This is a genomic window from Rhizobium acaciae (genome assembly GCF_025941625.1).
GTDB classification, from domain to species: domain Bacteria; phylum Pseudomonadota; class Alphaproteobacteria; order Rhizobiales; family Rhizobiaceae; genus Rhizobium; species Rhizobium acaciae.
In genome coordinates this window covers 1-20,966 of record NZ_JAPCZO010000038.1, presented here as the reverse complement: position 1 = coordinate 20,966, position 20,966 = coordinate 1, and the positions used below count along the sequence as shown (strand labels likewise).

Annotated in this window: 20 protein-coding genes; 8 read left to right on the top strand and 12 right to left on the bottom strand. The window is 61.4% G+C overall.

Features of this window, described 5'->3' with window-relative positions:
* Positions 1 to 90 precede the first annotated feature (90 nt).
* The 3 genes from OLZ32_RS36310 to OLZ32_RS36300 form a co-directional block, all read right to left on the bottom strand.
* Positions 91 to 1,017, bottom strand: a complete 927-nt coding sequence (locus OLZ32_RS36310; protein ID WP_264425222.1) for a carbohydrate kinase family protein — start codon at positions 1,015 to 1,017, stop codon at positions 91 to 93.
* 62 nt (positions 1,018 to 1,079) lie between these two features.
* Complete coding sequence (locus OLZ32_RS36305; RefSeq protein ID WP_003545085.1) at positions 1,080 to 1,769, bottom strand: orotate phosphoribosyltransferase; 690 nt, start codon at positions 1,767 to 1,769, stop codon at positions 1,080 to 1,082.
* A 72-nt stretch (positions 1,770 to 1,841) separates the two neighbouring features.
* Entirely contained in the window at positions 1,842 to 2,498 is a 657-nt protein-coding gene (locus tag OLZ32_RS36300) for a TetR/AcrR family transcriptional regulator (RefSeq protein ID WP_264425220.1), read from the bottom strand.
* A 101-nt stretch (positions 2,499 to 2,599) separates the two neighbouring features.
* On the opposite strand from OLZ32_RS36300, the gene OLZ32_RS36295 reads away from it, so the two are divergent.
* Positions 2,600 to 3,424, top strand: a complete 825-nt coding sequence (locus OLZ32_RS36295) for an NmrA family NAD(P)-binding protein (protein WP_017990147.1) — start codon at positions 2,600 to 2,602, stop codon at positions 3,422 to 3,424.
* Positions 3,412 to 3,909: an anthrone oxygenase family protein gene (locus OLZ32_RS36290; protein ID WP_017990146.1), complete on the top strand. Its 498-nt coding sequence runs from the start codon at positions 3,412 to 3,414 to the stop codon at positions 3,907 to 3,909. The genes OLZ32_RS36295 and OLZ32_RS36290 overlap by 13 nt, the downstream gene beginning before the upstream one ends.
* A 598-nt stretch (positions 3,910 to 4,507) precedes the next feature.
* Here the strand turns inward: OLZ32_RS36290 and OLZ32_RS36285 are convergent.
* The 7 genes from OLZ32_RS36285 to OLZ32_RS36255 form a co-directional block, all read right to left on the bottom strand.
* A complete protein-coding gene (locus OLZ32_RS36285; RefSeq protein WP_264425216.1) occupies positions 4,508 to 5,044 on the bottom strand; it encodes a VOC family protein in 537 nt (178 codons plus the stop codon).
* A 190-nt stretch (positions 5,045 to 5,234) separates the two neighbouring features.
* The gene (locus tag OLZ32_RS36280; protein ID WP_264425214.1) at positions 5,235 to 6,413 is read right to left on the bottom strand and encodes a GGDEF domain-containing protein; all 1,179 of its coding nucleotides are present in this window, start codon (positions 6,411 to 6,413) and stop codon (positions 5,235 to 5,237) included.
* 173 nt (positions 6,414 to 6,586) lie between these two features.
* Complete coding sequence (pyrC, locus tag OLZ32_RS36275) at positions 6,587 to 7,633, bottom strand: dihydroorotase (RefSeq protein WP_264425212.1); 1,047 nt, start codon at positions 7,631 to 7,633, stop codon at positions 6,587 to 6,589.
* Between the two features lie 72 nt (positions 7,634 to 7,705).
* Positions 7,706 to 8,338, bottom strand: a complete 633-nt coding sequence (locus OLZ32_RS36270) for a nucleoside triphosphate hydrolase (RefSeq protein WP_264425210.1) — start codon at positions 8,336 to 8,338, stop codon at positions 7,706 to 7,708.
* Positions 8,335 to 9,132 (bottom strand): ATP-binding cassette domain-containing protein, encoded by a 798-nt coding sequence (locus OLZ32_RS36265; protein WP_003545070.1) that lies wholly within the window; start codon positions 9,130 to 9,132, stop codon positions 8,335 to 8,337. Before OLZ32_RS36265 ends, OLZ32_RS36270 begins: the two co-directional genes overlap by 4 nt.
* 2 nt (positions 9,133 to 9,134) lie before the next feature.
* A complete protein-coding gene (locus OLZ32_RS36260; protein WP_003545068.1) occupies positions 9,135 to 10,199 on the bottom strand; it encodes an ABC transporter permease in 1,065 nt (354 codons plus the stop codon).
* A 155-nt stretch (positions 10,200 to 10,354) separates the two neighbouring features.
* The gene (locus OLZ32_RS36255) at positions 10,355 to 11,374 is read right to left on the bottom strand and encodes a sugar ABC transporter substrate-binding protein (protein WP_003545066.1); all 1,020 of its coding nucleotides are present in this window, start codon (positions 11,372 to 11,374) and stop codon (positions 10,355 to 10,357) included.
* Between the two features lie 228 nt (positions 11,375 to 11,602).
* On the opposite strand from OLZ32_RS36255, the gene OLZ32_RS36250 reads away from it, so the two are divergent.
* From OLZ32_RS36250 to OLZ32_RS36230, 5 genes are all read left to right on the top strand, one after another.
* Positions 11,603 to 12,850, top strand: coding sequence for an ROK family transcriptional regulator (locus OLZ32_RS36250; protein ID WP_003545064.1), 1,248 nt, complete (start codon positions 11,603 to 11,605; stop codon positions 12,848 to 12,850).
* On the top strand, positions 12,834 to 13,310 hold the full coding sequence (locus tag OLZ32_RS36245) for an RbsD/FucU family protein (protein WP_264425195.1): 477 nt from the start codon (positions 12,834 to 12,836) through the stop codon (positions 13,308 to 13,310). The genes OLZ32_RS36250 and OLZ32_RS36245 overlap by 17 nt, the downstream gene beginning before the upstream one ends.
* 253 nt (positions 13,311 to 13,563) lie before the next feature.
* Complete coding sequence (locus tag OLZ32_RS36240; protein WP_264425194.1) at positions 13,564 to 14,238, top strand: hypothetical protein; 675 nt, start codon at positions 13,564 to 13,566, stop codon at positions 14,236 to 14,238.
* A 337-nt stretch (positions 14,239 to 14,575) separates the two neighbouring features.
* The gene (locus OLZ32_RS36235) at positions 14,576 to 16,006 is read left to right on the top strand and encodes a hypothetical protein (RefSeq protein ID WP_003545058.1); all 1,431 of its coding nucleotides are present in this window, start codon (positions 14,576 to 14,578) and stop codon (positions 16,004 to 16,006) included.
* 574 nt (positions 16,007 to 16,580) lie between these two features.
* On the top strand, positions 16,581 to 18,125 hold the full coding sequence (locus tag OLZ32_RS36230; RefSeq protein ID WP_264425193.1) for a putative bifunctional diguanylate cyclase/phosphodiesterase: 1,545 nt from the start codon (positions 16,581 to 16,583) through the stop codon (positions 18,123 to 18,125).
* A 41-nt stretch (positions 18,126 to 18,166) separates the two neighbouring features.
* Here OLZ32_RS36230 and OLZ32_RS36225 read toward each other — a convergent pair whose 3' ends face one another.
* On the bottom strand, positions 18,167 to 19,144 hold the full coding sequence (locus OLZ32_RS36225; RefSeq protein WP_264425192.1) for an SDR family NAD(P)-dependent oxidoreductase: 978 nt from the start codon (positions 19,142 to 19,144) through the stop codon (positions 18,167 to 18,169).
* A 46-nt stretch (positions 19,145 to 19,190) separates the two neighbouring features.
* Positions 19,191 to 19,949, bottom strand: a complete 759-nt coding sequence (locus OLZ32_RS36220) for an SDR family NAD(P)-dependent oxidoreductase (RefSeq protein ID WP_264425191.1) — start codon at positions 19,947 to 19,949, stop codon at positions 19,191 to 19,193.
* Positions 19,950 to 20,106: 157 nt separating this feature from the next.
* On the opposite strand from OLZ32_RS36220, the gene OLZ32_RS36215 reads away from it, so the two are divergent.
* Positions 20,107 to 20,718 carry a TetR/AcrR family transcriptional regulator gene (locus OLZ32_RS36215; protein WP_264425189.1) on the top strand — a complete coding sequence of 204 codons (612 nt, stop codon included), beginning with the start codon at positions 20,107 to 20,109 and terminating at the stop codon, positions 20,716 to 20,718.
* Positions 20,719 to 20,966: the final 248 nt, after the last annotated feature.

Here is a 20,966-nt window from a genome sequence, read left to right as displayed (position 1 = left end):
GAACAGAGAGGGCGCGGCACATCCCCTTCGCCCCGTATTTACGGGGAGAAGGTGCCGGCAGGCGGATGACGGGCGAAGCTGGCTTAAGCCTTAAAGCCCAATCTCGCGCGCCCAGGGCGGATTGGCGCCGGCGCGGGAGACGGTGACGGCGGCGGCTTTGGCGCCGAGGGTCAGGGCGTTGCGCAGCGCCTTTTCGTCGAGCGAGGCGACCTGCGCCTTGGTCAGCAGATTATCCATCTTCAGCGACGCCAGGATGCCGGCATCGAAGGTATCGCCGGCACCGACTGTGTCGACGACGGTGACGCGTTCGCTCGGCACCGTCACCTTGCGATCCTTGGTATAACCGGACGCGCCTTCCGCGCCTTTGGTGATGACGACGAGCTTGGCGCCGTGGTTCAGCCAATGGGCGGCGAGCGCATCATGGTCGCCCTGCAGGCCGAACCATTCGAGATCTTCGTCGGAGAATTTGACGATGTCGGATTTGCCGGCCATGCGCTTGATGCGGGCCATGTGCGACGGCTTGTCCTTGATGAAACCGGGACGGATATTCGGATCGAGCGAGATGACGCGGCTTGCGGCTTCGCGGTCGAGCAGGGCTTCGTAGGTTTCGCCGCAGGGGCTCGGGATCAGGCTGATTGCGCCGAAATGCAGCGCCTCGCAATCATCACCGAGATCCGGCAGGTCGGCCGTGGTGATCATCCGGCCGGCCGTGCCCTCGTCGTAGAAGGCATAGGTCGCCTGGCCGTTCACCAGCTTGACGAAGGCGATGGTCGAGGGACGCGGCGTGATGGCGCAGGGGCTGTAATCGACATTGCTCGCCTTCAGCGTCTCGAGCAGGATTTCGCCCATCATGTCATCGGCAATGCCGGTGAAGAAGGCCGTGGGGATGCCAAGGCGGCCAAGCGCGATTGCGGTGTTGAAGATAGCGCCGCCGGCATAGGGCGCAAAGCCCCTTTCGCCCAGCGTCGTGTCCCTCGGCAGCATGTCGATCAAGGCTTCGCCGCAGCACAAAATCATCGTATTCCTCCCAACAGCACTGATGTGTTCATCAACCGATTAAGCGAGCTTTTGTCAACTAGCTAGAGCGAAAGCTCACTAACGCCACCGTTTCTTCCCGACCAGGCCAGCGGCGCATCGAGGAAGGCCTCGACTTCCGACAGCGTCTTGTCGTCGAAGAGCTTCTGCGCTTTGGCCACGGCCAGAACATTCCGCCAGGTGGCGATGTGATGCAGCCTGACCTTGCCATCGGCAAAGCGCTGTTCGCCGAATATGCCGTAGAAGAACAGCGCGATGCCGTGATCGACGATACCACCGGCGGCACGGATGGCATCGATGAACTTGAACATGCTGCCGCCTGCTGTCGTCAGGTCTTCGATGACGAGCACGCGCGAGCCTTCCGGCATATTGCCTTCGATCTGGGCATTGCGGCCATGGCCCTTCGGCTGCTTGCGAACATAGATCATCGGCAGGCCGAGACGGTCGGCAAGCAGGGCGGCGAAGGGAATGCCGGCGGTCTCGCCGCCGGCGATGCAATCGAACTGTTCGAAACCGGCATCGCGCAGCAGGGTGCTGGCGGCGAAATCCATCACCGTCGAGCGGATGCGCGGGAAGGAGAGCAGCTTGCGGCAATCGATATAAACCGGGCTCGCCATGCCGGAAGAGAGTTTATAGGGCTGAGCGGCATTGAAATGCACCGCCTTGATCTCCCAGAGCATCTTGGCCAGCAATTCGGCCATCACGGCGCGGTCGGGAAATGTGGTCTGGATCATGCGGCTCTCCTTCGGCTTGGATCCTTGCGGGAATAGCAGCAAGAGCCCGCCGTTTCCAGACGAAAGGCGGGGCTATTGCTGCAGCAGGCGGCCGATATCAACGATCTGCATCTTCTTGAACAGGGCGATCGCCTGGGCGCCCTCCTCCGCATCCAGCGAAACGGCATAACGCACCGCGGCGGCAAGCAACTGCATCGTCAGCCGCGCGATCGCGAGCAGTTCCTTGCGGTCGCGATCCGGCCACAGGCGGAGAAGCACGGCGAGAAACATCTGGGCATGAAATTCCATGTCCTCGGCATCGACCTCCCGCAGCAGCTTGTCGGTATGGGTCGCATGCCAGATGTCGCGCATGACGGGCTCGCTGAGGAAGAAGGCGTAATATTCGTCGACGATATTGGCGAGCGCGCCCTGCAGGTCCGCAGCGTCGGTCACCTTCGCCAGTTCCTCTTCGACGCAGCGCCTGCCCTCTTCGTTAAAGCGCTCGGCCAATGTGCGGATGATCGAGGTCTTGTCGGGGAAATATTGGTAGAGGGCGCCGAAGGAAAGGCCGGCCTTTTCGACGATCTCGCTCATCTTCAGGCCGTCGCTGCCGTGGCTTTCGATCAGCTCGGCGGCGACGGTGAGGATCTTTTCGAAGCGCTCGCGGCCACGCTGCTGGCTGGGGATGCGGCGCAGCCGGCCGGTAGACTCCTGCTGGCGCCTGCGCGTTGCGACCGGCTGTTGCGACATGCTCTCTCCTTTTCCACGTTGACAAACAAAATAAGAGAGATTATCTCATTTTGCAAATGAGAGAGTTTCTCTTGTTTTCAAAGTTTGGGAGGAGTTTTGACATGCAGACTTCCGAAATCGTCCTCGTCGGTGGGTCGGGAAAGACCGGCGGCCGCATCATCAAACGCCTGGAAGCGCGCGGCCTCACCGTCCGCGCGGCATCGCGCTCCAGCGCACGGCCCTTCGACTGGGAGGACAGGTCGACCTGGCGCGGCGCGCTTGACGGCGCATCGAGCGCCTATGTCGCCTTCCAGCCGGATCTTTCCGTCGCCTGGGCGGCGGAAGCGATCGAAGCGCTCGCCAAGGTCGCCGGAGAATGCGCCCTTGAGCATATCGTGCTGCTTTCCGGCCGCGGCGAAGAGGGCGCGCAGCAGAGCGAAGCGGCACTGAAGGCCTCCGGCATAAACACCACCATCCTGCGCGCCTCCTGGTTCTGCCAGAATTTCAGCGAGGGCGCCTTCCTGGAGCAGATCCTGAGTGGCCGGCTGCAATTGCCGGCGGGCGAGATCGGCGAACCTTTCATCGATGCCGACGACATTGCCGATGCGGCGGTCGCCGCCTTGACCGATCCCGGCCATCGCAACAGGACTTACGAACTGACCGGCCCGCGGGCGCTGACATTCCGCCAGGCGGTCGCCGAGATCGCTCAGGCCACCGGGCGGCCGATCGAATATGAGCAGGTGTCGATGGCGGATTTCACCGGCGGGCTTGCGGATGCCGGCCTGCCGCAGGGCCTGATCGATCTTCTGGAGGAGCTTTTCGGCCAGGTGCTCGATGGGCGCAACTCCGGCACCATGGGCGGTGTCGCCGAAATTCTCGGCCGTCCCGCCACCGATTTCAGCCAATATGCCCGCCGGACCGCGGCAACCGGACTATGGAGCGCCTGACCATGCAGATCTTTCTCACCCTCTTCCTCGTGGCCGCGGCGATCGGCAGCGGCCTCGTCGCCGGCATCTTCTTTGCCTTCTCGACCTTCATCATGACCGCCTTCTCGCGGATCCCGGCGGAGCAAGGTATTGCGGCGATGAACTCGATCAACGTGACGATCGTCCGCTCGCCCTTCATGGGCCTCTTCGTGCCGACGGCGATCCTCTGCCTCGTCATCGCCGTGCTCGCCCTGATCGACTGGCGCGATGGGGCATCCTTTCTAATGCTGACGGGTGCAGCCCTCTACATCTTCGCCTCCTTCCTCTCGACCATCATCTTCAACGTGCCGATGAACGATGCGCTGGCAAAGGTCGGCGGCAATGGGCCGGAAGCGGTTCAGCTCTGGACCACCTATGTCAGGGACTGGACGTGGTGGAACCATGTGCGGACCATCGCCTCGCTACTCGCCTCGGTCGCCTTCGTGCGGGCGTCGATGATCGTTTGAGAAGCAAGCGGAAGAGCTGGCCGCTCCAGCTTATTTGCCAGCATCCCGGCTTCGGAAAGCGCGCCAGGCGGAGATCACGGCGAGCAACAAGAACAATCCCGCCAAACCAGCCCACAGAGAGCCGCCTTGCGTTAGATTGTCACCGTCGGGAGTGAGGCAACTGGATAGGGCTTGCGATATGCAATCACGGAACTTCCAGTACCTTTCATAGAATAGCCATCCGAAGACAATCGACAGAAGCGTCAGGACGAAGACTGGAAGGTATTTCATTTTGCTCCTCTCGGCAGGCATGCCCACGCGACCTCATGGCGCCGTCCCACGCCAACCGCCCCGTGGCGCCGGCATTCAAGAGAGCCTCATCCTGAGGTGCCCCGCAAGGGGCCTCGAAGGACGAGGCGGGCGTTCCCGCGTTGGATGCATGTAAGGAGCAGTGCTGCGGCGTGTCCTTCGAGGCTTCGCCCTGCGGGCTGCGCACCTCAGGATGAGGTACGTTGGAGGGTGCCGCGGTTTCCCTCTTCTCCCCAGCGGGGAGAAGAGACATGTGGCAGCGCCTTGCGTCTCTCCTTAGCCGACGCGTGGCGAAAGAGGAGTTGACCGACTATGCCTGCTCGCAAAAGGCGATGCGGTTGCTGAAGGGGTCGGTGACGGTCATCTCCAGTCCCCACGGTGCTTCCTCGACGCCGGGCTTCATGTAGCGGTAGTCCTTGCCTGAGAGTTCGGCGTGATAGGCCCTGATATTGGCGACGCGGACGAATGCCTTGGCGCCGGGGCTGGCGTCGCCGGAATGTTCGCTGAGGTGCAGCGCCATACCGTCGCGCGAAACCTGGCAATAGAGCGGGAAGTTTTCGCCGAAGCGGTGCTCCCAATCGAGATGGAAGCCGAGGAAGCCGCAATAGAACTCCATGGCCTTTTCGACCGAGAAGATGCGGAAGATCGGCATCGGCGGCTCGATGCCGATCGCGGATGGGCTCGCCCCCGCCGCATCGATCTTTGCCGAGAGGATATTCCATTGATCGATCCCGAACTGCCGGGCGACGATTTCGAGCGTCTCGCTGTGTGTCAGCGAGATGTCGCGGTCGGCAAGGGCCTGCCGCAATGTCTTTGCCATGAGCTTGGCATCGCGAAAATCGCGCATGATGTCATCCTTCCGTTGGCGGCAAACAGGAAGATCAGTGCCCGCGTCTGCTGACCCGTTCGCCATCGATCGCCAAACGGCAAGGGATGTGAAGGATGTTGTCTGGATGCATTCACCATAACGCAGACGCGTCGCGGGGCGGCTGGCCGCATCCGGCCGAGGGCGATAATATGAGAGGGTCGGTCAGGAATCAAGACGCGGTGCGCGTTGCCTCGAAGGGAACCGCCTTGAGGTAGCTGGCAAGCTCGACCCGGTTGCGGCCGGCGCGCTTGGCGACGTAGAGCGCCTTGTCGGCGGCACTCAGCATGGTGTCGAAATCCAAGCTCTTCGAACGGCCGGGGGCGACGCCGACGCTGACCGTGCATGTCAGCACCTCGTCGTCGATATGGATCTCGCGCGCCTCGAATGCCCGGCGGATGCGCTCGGCCGTGAGTTCCGCCCGGCCGGGCATGATCTCCTTCAGCACCAGTACGAATTCTTCGCCGCCGAGCCGGGCAGCGGTGTCACCGGTGCGGCAATGGGCCGAAAGTTCGCCGGCGAAGACATTGAGGACGCGGTCGCCGGCGGCATGGCCGAAGCGATCGTTGACGGATTTGAAATGGTCGATATCGAAGACAATGACGGCGGTGGTCGTTCCCATCGGGCGCGTGCCGTATTGGTCGAAGAGGGCCCGGCGGTTGAGCAGGCCGGTCAGCGGATCGGTGATCGCATCGAGACGATGGCGGGCAGCGAGCCGCCATTGATGCAGCGCCAGCGACAGCGCACCGATCCCGGTCATGCCGGCGATGCAGACGGCAAGGCTCAGATCTTCGGCCCAGTTGCTGGGGGCGTGGCCGAGCACCAGCTTGCCGTCTGATATCAGCACCGCGGCGCAGAGAACGAAGGAGATCGCCGTCAACGTATAAAGCGCTGTGATGCCGAGGAGCGGCGCCGGTGCTTCGGCACGGGCGAGCCAATATTGCCGGGCGGTGGCAAACAGCAAAAGGGCGATGGCGAGATTGTCGGCGATGAAGGCAAGGCCGTCGTAGCCCGACAGCATCGGCACGACGGAGAAGACCATCGCCGCAAGCGCGCGGCTCGTGATGGTGAGGAGAGACACCCGGCCGGTGAGGAATTGTTTGCCTGCCCCCCAGATGGTGGCAAAACCGGCATGAAACAGCACGAAATTGGCGACGCCCAGCCATTTCTCCGGCGTATCGACATAGGCGCTATAGACGAAGATGCCGCTGACGACGAGGACAAGGCCGACGGTGGCGGTCAACAGCACGGTTTCCGAGCGGCGGACAAGCCAGCTGCCCATCAGCGTCACGGCAAGGCAGGCCGCGGAGACGCCGAGCGCCAACAAGAGGGAGTTATAGTCAAGCATCATGCTTTTCAGTCTCCGCAGCTAGTGTCGCTTCGAATGGCAGCTTATGGGTGCGCGAGGAGGAATGTCTTATGCATCCGTTAACAAATGATGCACCGCACAATGCAAATGTTACGCGTTTAACGTCGCGCCCAAGTTTAAAATGAATATTCTATTTAAAATTGAAATCCGAAAGCTTACGCCTGCTGCACCACCTGCCAATGCAGGGGAAACATCGGATCGAACACCGTCACCGGACCGGCGCCGGTTTCAATCCTCGCGGGAAAGACGACCGGATCGGCCTGCCTCGACAGGGTGATGCGCTCCTCGTTCGGCTGAAGCCCGTACCAGGCCGGCCCGTTCAGCGACACGAAGGCCTCGAGCCGCTCCAGGGCGCCCTCCTGTTCGAAGACATGGGCGAGGCAGCTCATCGTATTGACCGAAGTATAGATGCCGGCGCAGCCGCAGGCGCATTCTTTCAGCGGATCGACATGCGGGGCAGAATCCGTGCCGAGGAAGAAGCGCGCGTCGCCGCTGACGGCCGCCGCACGCAAGGCCAGCCGGTGGTTTTCGCGCTTGGCGACCGGCAGACAATAATAATGCGGGCGGATGCCGCCGACGAGGATGGCGTTGCGGTTGATGATCAGATGGTGGGTGGTGATCGAGCCGGCGAGATTGCCCCTGGCCGCCTTGATGTAATCGACGCCATCGGATGTCGTCACATGCTCCATCGTCACCTTCAGCTCCGGCAGGCGCTGCCGCAGCGGATCGAGCACGGTCTCGATGAAGACGGCCTCGCGGTCGAAGATATCGACCTCCGGCGTCGTCACCTCGCCATGCACGCAGAGCGGCAGGCCGATCTTCGCCATGCGCTCCAGCACCGGCATCGCCTTTTCCATGTCGCGCACGCCGCCATGCGAATTGGTCGTGGCGCCGGCGGGATAAAGCTTGACGGCGGTGATGAGGCCGCTGTTCTTCCCCTCCTCGACGTCATCGGGGCTGGTATGCTCGGTCAGATAAAGCGTCATCAGCGGCTGGAAACGGTGGCCATCAGGCAACGCCTTGAGGATGCGCTGGCGATAGGCCTTGGCGTCAGCTGACGTGACGACCGGCGGCACGAGATTGGGCATGATGATGGCGCGGGCGAAGGTGCGGCTCGTATCGGCGATCACGCCCTCCAGCATGGCGCCATCGCGCAGATGCAGGTGCCAGTCATCAGGACGGCGGATGGTGATCGATTGCATGGCAGGCCTCCGAAGCGATGCGTCTGCCGTCTCGATAGCACTATCTTTTACCTGAAAACAATCGCCGCGGCATCACGCCAGCGCGATCTCCAGCGTCACATCGGCTGGGCGGCGGTTTTCGAGGATCAGCCGGCCGTTCGGCAGGTCGTTGCCGTAGACCTTGGCGCTGGCGGCCTCCTCGGTCAGGTTGTAACCGCGCCAGCGCGCCCAGAGCCGCTCCTCCAGCACCTCGATCGGCGGCGCCAGCATGATCGAAAAGTCGAAGACGCCTTCGAGTTCGGCCCATTTGCCCAGCGAAAACAGCAGGTAATTGCCCTCGACGATGATGAAGCGGTGATCGGGGGAAACGGGACGGGCCGACGCGATGGCGAGTTCGCGGGAACGGTCGAAGACCGGCACCAGAACTTCCTGATCGGCCAGCCGGACGGCGCGGATGATATCGAGGAAACCGCGGACATCGAAGGTTTCGGGGATCCCCTTGCGCGCCAGCAGGCCGCGTTCGATCAGGATGGCGTTGTCCATGTGGAAGCCGTCCATCGGCAGGACTTCGGCACTTTCGCCCTTGGCTTTCAGCGCTTCCGCCAGATTGTCGGCCATGGTCGATTTGCCGGCACCCGGCGGTCCGGCAATGGCGACCAGGAAACGCCCGGAATGGCCGGCGCGGTCAAGCACCTCGCCGGCGATTTCATCGATGCGTGCGTTCATGCGGCGACGGGCTCCGTCGGCACCGCCTTGGCGCCGGTCATGAAGGCGACGGCGTCGGACATGGTGTATTCCTTCGGATCGATCACCGTCAGCCGCCGGCCGAGACGGTGGATATGGATCCGGTCGGCCACTTCGAAGACATGCGGCATGTTGTGGGAGATCAGCACGATCGGCAGGCCGCGGGCCTTGACGTCGAGGATCAGCTCCAGCACGCGGCGGCTTTCCTTGACGCCGAGGGCTGCTGTCGGTTCGTCCATGATGATGACCTTCGAGCCGAAGGCGGCGGCACGGGCGACCGCGACACCCTGGCGCTGACCGCCGGAGAGCGTTTCCACCGCCTGATTGATGTTCTGGATGGTCATCAGGCCGAGTTCGGTGAGCTTGTTGCGCGCCAGCTTTTCCATGGCCGGCCGGTCGAGCATGCGGAACATCGAGCCGAGCACGCCCGGTTTGCGGATCTCGCGGCCGAGGAACATGTTGTCGGCGATCGACAGCGCCGGCGAAAGAGCGAGATTCTGATAGACGGTCTCGATGCCGGCCTCGCGCGCTTCCATCGGCGAGCGGAACTGCACCTGCCGGCCTTCGAGCGTGATCACCCCCTCGTCCGGTGTAACGGCGCCCGATATCGCCTTGATGAGCGAGGATTTGCCGGCACCGTTATCGCCGATGACGGCGAGGATTTCACCCGGATAGAGGTCGAAATCGGCATTGTCGAGCGCGGTCACGCGGCCATAACGCTTGACGAGACCCCGGGCAGTGAGAAGGGGGGCGGTGAGAAGGGGTTCGCGAGCCATGGTTACACCGAAACCTTTCTGATCCACTGATCGATGGCGACGGCGGCGATGATCAGCACGCCTGTCAAAAGGACTTTCCATTGCGGGTCGGCGCCGAGCATGTTGAGGCCCATCGAGACGACGCCGACGATCATGGCGCCGAAGAGCGTGCCGAGAATGGAGCCGCGGCCGCCGAACAGCGAGATGCCGCCGATCACAGTCGCGGTGATCGCCTGGAGGTTAAAATCGGTGACGGCCGAGGACGGCGAGATCGAGCCATTGCGGCCAATCGAGACCCAGGCGGCCAAGCCGGCAATGACGCCCGATATGGCGTAAACGGTCAGCAGCACCTTCTTGGTCTGAATGCCGGAAAGCTTGGCTGCCTCCGGATCGTCGCCGACGGCATAGACATGCCGGCCCCAGGCGGTGTGATTGAGGACATACCAGAGCACCAGGACGAGCAGCACCATGGCGATGACGCCGAGGGTCAGCACGGCGCTGCCGAGCTTGAAGCTCACGGCGAAAAGATGCAGCAGCGGCGCCTTTTCGTCGACGTCGGTGTCGCGGATCGTCTCATTGGCGGAATAGATGAAATTCGTCGCCATGACGATGTTCCAGGTGCCGAGCGTGACGATGAAGGGCGGCAGCTTCATGTAGGCGACGAGGAAGCCGTTCAGCAATCCGCAAAGGCCGCCGACGACAAGCCCGGCGACCACTGCAATCGGCGTCGGTATGCCATAAGTGATGGCGACATTGCCCATGATCACCGCCGAGATCACCATGATGACGCCGATCGAAAGATCGATACCGGCGGTCAGGATGACCAGCGTCTGGGCGGCGCCGAGAATACCGACGATGGCGATCTGCTGCAGGATCAGCGTCAGCGTATAGGACGAGAAGAACCGTCCGCCGATCGTCATCCCGAAGATGGCGATCGCCAGCACCAGCACGATCAGCGGCACGGCGGCCGGCGTCGAGTGGAGAAAATGCTGCGCGCGCTTGATCAGCGAGACATTCTCGTGCTCGAAGGAGGCAACGCTCTTGTCGCTGCCGTCGAGGACACGTTCGAATTCCTGTGTTCCGGTCATGGTTCCTCCTCCGCATCCGCGCGCCGAACTCGCGCGGGGGCCGTCACCGATATCCATCCGGTCTTTGATTAGCCGGTTCGTGAGGCGACGGAACATCGTCCGTCGAAAACGGCCGGGGATCAAGCCCCGGCCGATCTGCTTTCAACAATCAGGGCTCAGCCCCAGCACTTGTCGGTGCCTTCCTTGGTGTCGATCGACTTGACGCCGGAAACCGGCTTGTCGGTGACGAGCGAGACGCCGGTGTCGTAGAAGGACTTGCCTTCGGTCGGCTTCGGCTTTTCACCACTGTCGGCGAACTTCTTGATCGCTTCGACGCCAAGGGCTGCCATCATCAGCGGATATTGCTGCGAGGTGGCGCCGATGACACCTTCCTTGACCGACTTCACACCCGGGCAACCGCCGTCGACCGAGACGATCAGCACGTTCTTTTCCATGCCGACGGCCTTTAGCGCCTGATAGGCGCCGACAGCGGCCGGCTCGTTGATCGTGTGGATGACGTTGATGCTCGGATCTTTCTGCAGAAGGTTTTCCATGGCCTTGCGGCCGCCTTCTTCATTGCCGTTGGTCACGTCATGACCGACGATACGAGCATCGTCCTCGTCGCCGATCTTGTTCGGGTCCTTCGGATCGATGCCGAAGCCCATCATGAAGCCCTGGTCGCGCAGAACGTCGACCGTCGGCTGCGACGGGGTCAGGTCGAGGAAGCCGACCTTGGCATCCTTGGCCTTGTCGCCCATCGTTTCCTTGGCCCACTGGCCGATCAGCTTGCCGGCGAGCAGGTTGTCGGTGGCGAAGGTGGCGTCGGCGGCATCGGCCGGCTCGAGCGGCGTGTCGAGAGCGATGACCAACAGGCCGGCTTCACGCGCCTTCTTGACCGAAGACACGATGCCCTTGGTGTCAGAAGCAGCAATCAGGATGCCCTTTGCGCCGTCGGCAATGCAGCTTTCGATCGCGGCCACCTGGCTTTCGCTGTCACCGTCGACCTTGCCGGCATAGGACTTCAGCGAGACGCCGAGTTCCTTGGCCTTGGCCGTCGCACCTTCCTTCATCTTGACGAAGAAGGGGTTGGTGTCGGTCTTGGTGATGAGGCAGGCAGCAACGTCAGCCGCCATGACAGGAGCGGAAAAGGTGACACCAAGCGCGAGCGCGCCGAAAGCGAGAACAGACTTCTTCATGGAACTCCTCCCAGAGTTTGCCGGCGCCGCCCCTGCGGAGCCGGAAGCTTAAGATATGACACTTCGCCGTGGATCGCTAATGCCTCCCAGCGGTCCCGTGCCCTTGACGACGGCAATTAAGAGCGAAAAGAAATCGGCTTGTCAATAAATAAATCCAATTGAATTATTAATTCGATGTGGCATGCTCGATCGAATTAGGGCATAGGCCAACGATCGGGAGGAGCGGCCATGTCGACCTTGGATGGACCGGAACACACGCCGGTCCCGCCACCAATTCTGAATCCGGCCGGAGGTGCGAACCAGGTCAGGGTGCGGGCCTATAACGAACGGCTCGTGCTGTCGCTGGTGCGTCTCTACGGCGCGCTGTCGAAGGCCGATATCGCACGCCGCAGCGGGCTGTCGGCGCAGACCGTCTCCGTGATCATGCGGGTGCTGGAGAAGGAAGGGCTGCTGTCGCGCGGGGAACCGGTGCGCGGCCGTGTCGGCCAGCCGTCGATCCCGATGCATATCAATCCCGATGCCGTCTATTCCTTCGGCCTGAAGATGGGCCGGCGCAGCGCCGATCTGGTGCTGATGGATTTCGTCGGCCGCATCCGCATGCAGCTGCACCGGACCTATGCCTACCCACTGCCGGATGAAATCCTCGCCTTCGTCACCTCGGGCATCCGGGAGCTGGAAGAGCGGCTCGACGACAAGCAGCGCGGCCGCATTGCCGGCCTCGGCATCGCCGCGCCTTTCGAGCTCTGGAACTGGGCCGAAGAGGTGGGGGCGCCGGTTGGCGCCATGGAGGTCTGGCGGGAGATCGACCTGCAGGCCGACATCGCCTCCCGCGTCTCGCATCCGGTCTTCATGCAGAACGATGCGACCAGCGCCTGCGGGGCCGAGCTCGTCTTCGGCGTCGGGCCGTCCTACCCGGATTTCGTCTATTTCTTCATCGGCTCCTTCATCGGCGGCGGCATCGTCTTGAATTCGGCGATCTTTTCCGGCCGCACCGGCACGGCAGGCGCGATCGGGCCGCTTCCCGTGCGCGGCAAGAACGGCGAGACGAAGCAGCTGCTCGAAATCGCCTCGATCTTCGTGCTCGAGAACATGCTGCGCGAGCGGGGTATCGATCCCGAGCCGCTCTGGTATTCGGCCGACGACTGGGTGGATTTCGGCGAGCCGATGGAAGCCTGGATCCAGGACAGCGCCAAGGCGCTGGCGCAGGCGATCGTCGCCGCCGCCTCGATCGTCGATTTCAGCGCGGCTGTGATCGACGGCGGCTTTCCCAGCTGGGTGCGCAGCCGCGTGGTGCAGGCCACCATCGACGAAGCGGCCAAGCTCGACCTGCAGGGCGTCGTCATGCCCGAAATCATCGAGGGCGCGGTCGGCGCGCAGGCGCGCGCCATCGGCGGCGCCAGCTTGCCGATCTTCGCGCGTTACCTCACCGACCAGAACGTACTCTTCAAGGAGGTAGACCATGCTGAAAGGACTTGATCCGCTGTTGAGCCCGGAGCTGCTTTTGACGCTTCGCGCCATGGGCCACGGCGACGAGATCGCCATCGTCGACGGCAATTATCCGGGCGTCGAACATGCCCGCCGGCTGATCCGGCTCGACGGCCACCACCTCATCCCGGTCCTCAACGCCGTGCTCAGCGTGCTGCCGATCGACGATTTCGTGGCGGAGGCGATCTTCCGCTCGACCGTCAAGGCCGAGCGCGACAAGCTCGACCCCGTGCATGAGGAGATGATCGACTGCTGCGCCCGCCACGAACCACACCGGCAGGTGGTGCCGCTCATCGGCCAGGATTTCTACGGAAGGGTGCGCGCCGCCCATGCGCTGATCCAGACCGGCGAGCCCAGGCTCTATGCCAACATCATCCTGCGCAAGGGCGTGATCTATCCGAAAGAGCCGGGAACCCATGCGGCGGCCGGAGTCGATCCATTCGTCTACTAGAACAATTCCGGCAAAAGTGCGCAGCGGTTTGGTCGTCGGTAAGCTTTGGCTTTCGGTCCAGCCGAAGGTCAGTCTTTCGCCATTCGTTCGATGGATGTTATGGTGCGGCGATTGCGTTGGTGCACCGCGCCGGCAAACCGCTCGGTAAGCCAGGTGCTGCGAACGGCGCCTCACCACCAGGAGCCGACGTCGCGCGGCTCTATGGACACGTGCGGGATCAGGCCGGTGAAGCGATGAGGACACGGGATCTCACATGGCACCAGACATGAGCGCGCCTCCTCGTCGCAGCATCACGGGTCTGCGCAAACTTCTGGATCCTGAGCAGCAGCGCGATTGGATAGAAGGCGAGGCGGAGTTGATCGACGCCGAAGAGCGCCTGGAGTCCCTGGAACAGCGGTTCAAGTACGTCGCCCGGTATGAGAAGCTGCTTCGTCGCCCGCAGGCGCAAGACGTTCTGGAAATTCTTAAGGTATACGGGCAAACCTGCATCCCCATCCCGCGCAAGACCGAGCGTCACTACTGGTCGGTTTCGTGCCTGCCCTGGACCTCCGACAAGCCGCTCGTCCGCGTCAATGCGAGCTGGATGGAGCTTTTCACGCTTTATGCCGACGGCGAGGGCCTGCGAGCACGATTCCTGGTGCATCTTTCGCATTTCACCACGGACCATTCACCCGCGCAGGGCGATGTGGACGAGGCTTTTCTCGAGGACTGCGTCACGACGCCCGAAGACCTCGGTTATTTTTTTCCGCGCGGCGAGGACATTTTCGGCATCACTGTGCAGGGCTCGGCCTCGATCCGCAAATTCCTCGTGGAACGCCGCATCTTGCGCGCCATTCGGACTTTCAATGTGACGCACATGAACCGAGGTCGGAACGCCTATCAGGCGAGCCACTGCTACAGCCTGGCGGACACCATGCTGGCGGATTGATCGGCTCCGGGATGCGGCTACGTTGCCGAGATTGCCGAGCCGGTCCGCGGTCGCCGGCGACGATCCACGGCCTTCACCGGTTACGATCGCTGCAGCGATACGGCAGCAGCGGTCACTCGCCACAAAACTTCAATAAAAGTTAGACCTTTACAACCGGGTTTTGCAATGTTGTTTTCTGATCGCTTGCCGTGCAAGGGCCTCTCGCCCTGTCGCCAACGGCGGTTACCGGGAAATGAAGCGGTTGGGCATCAGACGCCCAACGCCGTAAAATGTGTCGAATCCGGGAGTGTCGATTGATCGCTCATTTGCTTGTGTCGAGCTGGTTTGAGAAAATCAAATGAAGGAGCGCCTGCTGATTGCCTGCGTGCTCGTTGCCGCCGCCTCCTACATGGCGTTCAAGACAGAAGCTCGATTTTCCACCCCTATCAAGCCGGATGGCATCCCACAGGCGAGTGAAAATCCGCCTTCCAGGATCTACAAGGATGCGTCGGGACGCGAGGTGCATATTGCAACGCCCTTGCTGGACAAATTCTCCTATGCCGGAGATGCCGACCTCTGCATCGAACTACGGGAAATGACAAAATCCAATGTCGAGGCCGCAGAAGAGCTTCTGGACGCATGCGACAACATTTCAACGGGCAGCGCAGTTGAGATAAGCCAAAAGCGTATCTGGCTGGCCACGATCCTTGGCGACGAAGACGAGGAGTATACTTATTCCCTTTCAGACAATGAAACCGATCGGAACAGGCGCGTTGTCCTGGCAATCTCGATGCTGAGAGCCGCAGTGGATGCTGCCGCGCCGGATGCTGCAAAAGAGGCCTTCTCTGCTCTCGATAGCCTTTGGATCGCAAATGATGCGAGCGGTGCTTTTGCTGGTTACAATCCGCCCTTTCTATTTCGTTCCGCCATGAAAGCCGAAGCCGGTGAAGCTCTGCTGGCCCTGTGCCCACTTGCCGGTCGGACCGACTGCGATAGCTTCGTACCAAGCGGAATGCCACAGGCTCTGGAAGAGCTTGGGCGCTGGAAATCCGATGAGGCCTTGCTGTTGCGTTCCGCAGAACTGTTGGAACGCAAATACAAGGCGGTCAAAGATCCAGACAAGAGCAAGGAGCTTGATTTTGCTCAGGATTTTTCGGCAACGCTGGGTTATGCCAATGAACTCAATCCAGGAAACGCAAGCGCTCACGCTAGGCGCGGCGTGAAGCCGTTGGAGGAGTGGCTGGGCAAATATCAAAACAGCACCGATGAGCGTGCGTTGCGATACATCTATAGCAAAATTGGCACAGCATATGGACGTATCGCATCGGATAGCCAGCAACGCGCAGACGCTGAAAAAGCATTAAAATTCAACGGCCTGACCTTCGAAATAGCTAGAAGATTAGACAAGGACGGCCCGAGTTGGGAAAACATGGCGAATCTTGGCGATGACACCCTGCTGTTGGCCGAACTGAACCAAGAGGAAGCTGGATTTCAAAGAGCGTTGAAATTTCATCGCGATGCATACGCGATAACGCGAAAGCTCAATTCGCAAGACGCTTCCGCCTATATGAATATGAAACTTGCACGGACCCTGCAGCACTATGCAAAGGCAGAGCTTCCTTCGGTTACCAAAAACGAGAGGATCGCCATGCTGGAAGAGGCGATCAATTTGGCTGAAGGCGTCAAGCCGCTCTTCGAACAGACCGGCACAGCACTCTACCTACGAATGACGAATGGCGTCCTGGATGAGGCAAACGCCCAACTCATCTCGCTCCGCCAATCGAATTAGCCCTGACGATGCGGCCGATCATAAAGGTGCTCCTGTCTTGTTGAGACTTTCCGTTGTCGAGCATATTTTCAACGCGATGCCGGCAGCTTGATTGCCCAAGGTGGCTCGACCGAGAATGTCAGCAAGCACGGGCGGGGGCAGAACGGCGAGATTATCCCGGCGTCGAACATGCCCGACGGCTGATCCGGCTCGACGGCGACCGGCCCCGTCACGCCCATCCCCTCTCAAGTGTACTTAATCCCCCGGCGGGTTCTTCAGCCGTTCGAAGAATGGCCGATAGCGGCGACCAGCAGACACCATGGAATCGAGGCCCCATCCGATTTACGGGAAAGATATCCAATTCACGCAGCGAAACGCCCGCACCTTCGTCAATGCAACCCGCCATTAACCTTCGGAGGTAACGATCTTACGGACCTGTCGGTGCTGCGCAGCTTGATCAACGACTGCAATGCCCGACCCGGCATTCGGTGATGCGAGCATCAGCCATGTCGGCTGTTGATTGAAAACATGTCGGGGACGATGCGGTCCTTCGAACTGGCCATGACGGCTCTATACACAACAGGAGCCTGTTCATATGCCTCGCACCCAACCAACCAGACCTCAGGTAGAGATCGTTGCCTGGCTCGCGGTCTTCCTGCTTCTCTTCTGCCTATCGTGGTTCTTCGACTGGCATGAGGGGCTGGATGGGTTCATCGAGAGGCATCATGACTATCCGCTCGACCACGCGCTCCTTGCCCTTAATATCTCCGGGTTTCTCGGGCTGATTTATTCCGCGCTGAGGATCCGCGATCTTTCGAGGGAGGTTCATCGCAGGCTGCAGGCCGAAAAAAACGTGGACTGGATTGCCTGTCACGACACGCTGACCGAACTGCCGAACCGCAGGTTTCTGGATTCCATCTGCGCGCAGGCGATGAGCGATCAAAGGGAAGAAACCTATGCCGTGTTCAGCATCGATCTCGACGGCTTCAAGAAGGTCAATGATCTCCTGGGGCACGATCACGGTGATGCGGTGCTGAAGACTGTCGCTCAGCGGCTCTCTTCCCTCTTTCCGCGTGAGCACGTTTTTCGTCTTGGCGGAGACGAGTTTGTCGTTCTGGCGCGGCGCACCGGAAATCCCGATCTTGCCGCGTTGGGGAACCGCATCGTGAGCGTGATCGGCAAACCGTTCACATTCAATGGCGTCGCCGTCGACCTCGGCGCGAGTGTCGGCTTCGCACTTTATCCGGAGAACGGCGATGACCTGAGCGAGGTCATCCGACATTCGGACTGTGCGATGTATGTCGCCAAAAAGCAGGGGCGCAATCTGGTGAAGCCCTTCGTCCCTTCGATGCAGGATGAGTTGGCGAAACGGATTCGGGTGGAAGCCGATCTAAGAGCCGCCATCAGGAAGGCTGAGATCGTTCCCTACTATCAACCGCTCGTGGACTTGAAGACGAACAAGATTATCGGCTTTGAGGCGCTGGCACGCTGGAAGACCGCCTCCGGCGAATTCATCCCGCCGAACGAATTCATTCCTGTGGCAGAGGAAGCCGGGCTGATCGTCGAATTGACGGACCAACTGCTTCGCCACGCCTGCACCGATGCGCTTTCCTGGCCAAGTGAGCTTGTCCTGTCATTCAACCTTTCTCCGATCCAGCTGAGCGACCGGTTGCTGGGGCTCAGAATTCTCAAGATATTGGGCGATGTCGGTCTGCCGGCGCACAGGGTCGAGCTGGAAGTGACGGAGAGCGCCATCATCCAAGATGCCGTCACGGCACGAATCGTCCTCGACGATCTGGTGAACGCCGGCGTCAGGATTGCCCTCGACGATTTTGGAACAGGCTATTCCAGCCTCTCACAACTCTCCAACTACCGGTTCGACAAGATCAAGATCGACAGGAGTTTCGTCTCTTCATTCGAAACCAATGACAAGCAGGACAAGGTGATCAAGGCCATCATCGCCCTCGGTGTGGGACTTGGCGTGACAATAACCGCCGAGGGTATCGAAGAAGAGAGCCAACTTCAGCGGCTTCAGGATCTGGGTTGCGACATCGGCCAAGGATATCTGCTTGGCAGGCCAGCGCCGGTCGCGGAGCTTGCCACAGATCACATCAGCGCCAGAATTTTGCAACGCCGTTGATGGGCCGGCTCTGATTCAGAGCCGACACCAGCCTACCGACTTCAAACGGCGGCTGTGTTCGCGCCTATCCATTCCTCACTTTTCGCCCAAAGCCGCTTGGCTTTGTCGGCGTCGAGCGCATAGGACCTGACGCCGTCGGCAAACGGGTTGGGCGTGTCGTTGATCGGCGCGACGGCGCAATCTTCGAGATAGTGTCGGCCGATCTCGTCCTTGTCAGCCACGACTGCGGCCCAGACCGAGGTCGCCGCCACCTGAGCGATGTCTTTCAGCTCCGCCGGTGGAAGACCGGCTTCGGCGCGGGCTTTGCCAACGGTCTCGAAAAGACCCTGCAAGTCTTCCTGCCGGAGATGGCGGGGCAAATCGGTGAGGCTGTTGCCGGGCATCACCGAGGCGGCTCGGATGCCGCGATCACGATGCCGCCTGTCGAATTCCGCGGCGAAGAGAGAGGTCGCCGTCTTCGATCGGCCATAGGCGACCCATGGGTCATAGGCCTGTCGCTCAAAATTTGGGTCGTCCAGATCGACATCGGCGACCCGATGCGCCTGCGACGACAGCACCACCAGCCGGCCGTTATCGGCAAACAGCGGCGCGATCCGATTGACCAAAGCGAAATGACCGAGATGGTTGGTGCCGAACTGGAGTTCGAAGCCGTCGGCCGTCCGAGCGAACGGCGGGGCCATGACGCCGGCGTTGGCAATGATGGAATCGAACCGCCGGCCGTCTGCCAACAGCCTGTCCGCGCAAGCGCGAACGCTTTGCAAGGATGCCAGATCGAGCTCGATCAGCTCCAGGCTGCCACCTCCTTGCGACGCGGCGTCACGCACCGATGCCGTGGTCCGCTCGGCTTTCGCGAGGTCCCTGACCGCGCCGACGACGCTTGCGCCGTGAGACACCAGTGCGCGGGCGGTTTCAAGCCCAATGCCTGAGGATGCACCCGTAATGAGAAATCGCTTTCCCTTGAGGTCAACGCCATCAAGCACCTCGTCGGCGGTCGACTTTGCACCAAACGTCTCGGTCATCTTCTTTCCCTTCAATTGTCTGAGTAAGAGTCTTGGTCTTCGACGTTCAGATGGCCAGGCCACCGGCCACGTCGATCACGCCGCCGGTGATGTAGCCGCCGTTCGGCCCTGCCAGGTGACAGATGAGGGCAGACACCTCCTCAAGCGTTGCGATCCGGCGGATGGCGTGCAGGTTCATGAGCGCCTCGGGGACACTGTCGCCCAGCACCTCTGCCGACATATCGGTCGGCATGACGCCCGGCTGGATGACATTGACGGTGATATTGCGCACGCCGAGATCGCGGGCGACGCCCTTCGCATATCCGACGATCGCCGCTTTGGTTCCCGCGTAGTCGGCAGCGCCGGTAAACGGGACGTGGGTGCCGAGAGCCGAGCCGATGAAGATGATCCGGCCGCCATCCGGCAGCACCGGCGCTGCCGCGCGCGTGGTCGCCACCGCGCCCATGACATTGATCTGCCATTGGCGATCGAGATTGACCGTGTCGAGATCGGGATCGTCGACCGTCTTGCCCTGCACGGCGATCGCCGCATTGTTGACGAGGATGTCGAGCTTGCCGAAATAGGCCACCACCTTCTCCACCAGCGGCTTGGCCGCCGCCATGTCGGCCTGGTCGCTTTGGATCGCCAGCGCCCGCACACCCCTCGCCCTCAGCGTCTCGACCACGGCTTCGGCCTTTTCGGCAGAGGCGACGCAGCTGATCGCCACATCCGCCCCCTGGTCGGCCAGCGCCTCGGCCGTGGCGGCGCCGAGCCCGCGCGAGCCGCCGGTCACCAGGGCGACTTTGCCCTTCAATATGTTCGACATGAGAATCCTTCCGGGTACTTGATCCTGTCGCCGTCTGTCTTGACGAACGATGGCGAGCTATTTCATAACGGTTATTACGATAACGATCGGTATGAAATTTGACATGCTCTGTCAACCGGTTTAGTAACGATCATTACGAAAAAGCTGGATTGACCTGATGGGACGCCATCGCGAATTCGATGTGGAGAAAGCGCTCGACGCCGCTTTATGCGTCTTCTGGCGCAAGGGCTACGAGGGTGCCTCCTATACCGACCTGACCGAGGCTGCCGGCGTCGAACGACCCGCCCTCTATTCTGCATTCGGCAACAAGGAAGCCCTCTTCCGCCTGGCGCTCGATCGCTATTCCGAGCGATTCCTGCACTATATTCCGGAGGCGCTTCAGCTGCCCACAGCGCGTCAGGTTGCTGCCCATATCCTCTTCAACGCAGCCGATCTCAATACGCGTTATCCCGACCATACGGGATGTCTCGGCATCAATGGCGCCGTGGCGGGATCGGATGACGCGGAACCTGTGCGGCAAGCGTTGATCGATTTCCGTGCGGCCGGCCAGGCGCAGCTTCGTGAACGCTTCGAACGGGCAAAGGCCGAGGGCGACTTGCCGGAGACGACCAAAGCCGATGCCCTTGCAGCCTTCGTGATGGCTCTCACGCATGGCATGGCGGTGCAGGCCAAAGCCGGATTCAGCCGCGAGATGCTCGAGGCGGTTGTCGAACAAGCGCTGTCCACCTGGCCGACCGGCCGTTCCACGCTCTCCGAAACGTCATCTTAAAGCTTAAGGAAGAAGCACGCCGGCCGTCGTCGTCTCCGTGACATCCTCGGGTCAAGCGGCGCATCCAACGAAGCATCGTGCAGACGCTGACACCTCGCCAGCGCCCGGAGCGGCGGCGTTTAAGAGAGCCTCATCGTGAGGTGCCCCGCAGGGGCCTCGAAGGACGAGGCGGGCATTCCGGCGCCGGATCATGCGAGGAGCAGCGCTGTGGCGTGTCCTTCGAGGCTCCGGCCTTTGGCCTGCGCACC

Excerpts from the sequence above, each read along its gene's own strand:
- OLZ32_RS36310 (WP_264425222.1), bottom strand. The coding sequence starts at position 1,017 with ATGATTTTGTGCTGCGGCGAAGCCTTGATCGACATGCTGCCGAGGGAC.
- OLZ32_RS36305 (WP_003545085.1), bottom strand. The coding sequence starts at position 1,769 with ATGATCCAGACCACATTTCCCGACCGCGCCGTGATGGCCGAATTGCTG.
- OLZ32_RS36300 (WP_264425220.1), bottom strand. The coding sequence starts at position 2,498 with ATGTCGCAACAGCCGGTCGCAACGCGCAGGCGCCAGCAGGAGTCTACC.
- OLZ32_RS36295 (WP_017990147.1), top strand. The coding sequence starts at position 2,600 with ATGCAGACTTCCGAAATCGTCCTCGTCGGTGGGTCGGGAAAGACCGGC.
- OLZ32_RS36290 (WP_017990146.1), top strand. The coding sequence starts at position 3,412 with ATGGAGCGCCTGACCATGCAGATCTTTCTCACCCTCTTCCTCGTGGCC.
- OLZ32_RS36285 (WP_264425216.1), bottom strand. The coding sequence starts at position 5,044 with ATGCGCGATTTTCGCGATGCCAAGCTCATGGCAAAGACATTGCGGCAG.
- OLZ32_RS36280 (WP_264425214.1), bottom strand. The coding sequence starts at position 6,413 with ATGATGCTTGACTATAACTCCCTCTTGTTGGCGCTCGGCGTCTCCGCG.
- pyrC (WP_264425212.1), bottom strand. The coding sequence starts at position 7,633 with ATGCAATCGATCACCATCCGCCGTCCTGATGACTGGCACCTGCATCTG.
- OLZ32_RS36270 (WP_264425210.1), bottom strand. The coding sequence starts at position 8,338 with ATGAACGCACGCATCGATGAAATCGCCGGCGAGGTGCTTGACCGCGCC.
- OLZ32_RS36265 (WP_003545070.1), bottom strand. The coding sequence starts at position 9,132 with ATGGCTCGCGAACCCCTTCTCACCGCCCCCCTTCTCACTGCCCGGGGT.
- OLZ32_RS36260 (WP_003545068.1), bottom strand. The coding sequence starts at position 10,199 with ATGACCGGAACACAGGAATTCGAACGTGTCCTCGACGGCAGCGACAAG.
- OLZ32_RS36255 (WP_003545066.1), bottom strand. The coding sequence starts at position 11,374 with ATGAAGAAGTCTGTTCTCGCTTTCGGCGCGCTCGCGCTTGGTGTCACC.
- OLZ32_RS36250 (WP_003545064.1), top strand. The coding sequence starts at position 11,603 with ATGTCGACCTTGGATGGACCGGAACACACGCCGGTCCCGCCACCAATT.
- OLZ32_RS36245 (WP_264425195.1), top strand. The coding sequence starts at position 12,834 with ATGCTGAAAGGACTTGATCCGCTGTTGAGCCCGGAGCTGCTTTTGACG.
- OLZ32_RS36240 (WP_264425194.1), top strand. The coding sequence starts at position 13,564 with ATGGCACCAGACATGAGCGCGCCTCCTCGTCGCAGCATCACGGGTCTG.
- OLZ32_RS36235 (WP_003545058.1), top strand. The coding sequence starts at position 14,576 with ATGAAGGAGCGCCTGCTGATTGCCTGCGTGCTCGTTGCCGCCGCCTCC.
- OLZ32_RS36230 (WP_264425193.1), top strand. The coding sequence starts at position 16,581 with ATGCCTCGCACCCAACCAACCAGACCTCAGGTAGAGATCGTTGCCTGG.
- OLZ32_RS36225 (WP_264425192.1), bottom strand. The coding sequence starts at position 19,144 with ATGACCGAGACGTTTGGTGCAAAGTCGACCGCCGACGAGGTGCTTGAT.
- OLZ32_RS36220 (WP_264425191.1), bottom strand. The coding sequence starts at position 19,949 with ATGTCGAACATATTGAAGGGCAAAGTCGCCCTGGTGACCGGCGGCTCG.
- OLZ32_RS36215 (WP_264425189.1), top strand. The coding sequence starts at position 20,107 with ATGGGACGCCATCGCGAATTCGATGTGGAGAAAGCGCTCGACGCCGCT.